Raw genomic sequence first — 681 nt, 5'->3', positions numbered from 1 at the left:
TCGCCTTGGTGGGCCGTTACCCCACCAACTAGCTAATGGTACGCAGGCTCATCCTCAAACAGTAGCTTACATGTAGAGGCCACCTTTGATCCATTCGCCCGCAGACAAATGGATGTCATCCGGTATTAGCAAAGCTTTCGCGATGTTATCCCCGATTCAAGGGAAGATTGCCCACGCATTACTCACCCGTGCGCCACTTTACTATCTTCTGCAAGCAGAAGAATTCTCGTGCGACTTGCATGTGTTAAGCACGCCGCCAGCGTTCATTCTGAGCCAGGATCAAACTCTCCAATTAAACTGCTAATCTTATGCCGACTCTCGCCGACTAAAAAAATTAACTGGGCCTACTCTTTCCGTCACTATCTAGTTTTCAAAGATCAAGCGTTTCGCCAAAAGCGAATTATAGACTAAAACGCCCCATTTATTTTGTCAACTCTTTTCCGCTGACATTCAATTTTTTGATTGCGTTTCAAAGAGGTGATTCATTAAGCTTTGATGCAGGATTTGTCAACTCTTTTTTCATTCGCTTTTAAAGAACCCTTATTGCCGAAGCAACGGGTGGAACTATTATACTTTGGAATCCGGTTTGTCAAGCGTATTTTTCAGCCAATCAATCTTATTTTATGATAGCGCTTCTTGCCGATACGCAGCAGAATTTCCCCGTCGGTAAAATCGTTTTCC

1 rRNA gene is annotated in these 681 nt (G+C 44.1%); it reads right to left on the bottom strand.

The window, feature by feature from the left end:
* Positions 1-295: ribosomal RNA gene (locus JU57_RS13560) — 16S ribosomal RNA — on the bottom strand; the annotation flags it as partial.
* Between the last annotated feature and the right edge of the window lie 386 nt (positions 296-681).

The organism is Sulfurospirillum sp. SCADC (genome assembly GCF_000743525.1).
In the GTDB taxonomy this organism is placed as follows: domain Bacteria; phylum Campylobacterota; class Campylobacteria; order Campylobacterales; family Sulfurospirillaceae; genus Sulfurospirillum.
The sequence above is the reverse complement of the archived record's forward strand: the minus strand, read 5'-3'. Positions and strand labels throughout refer to the sequence as shown.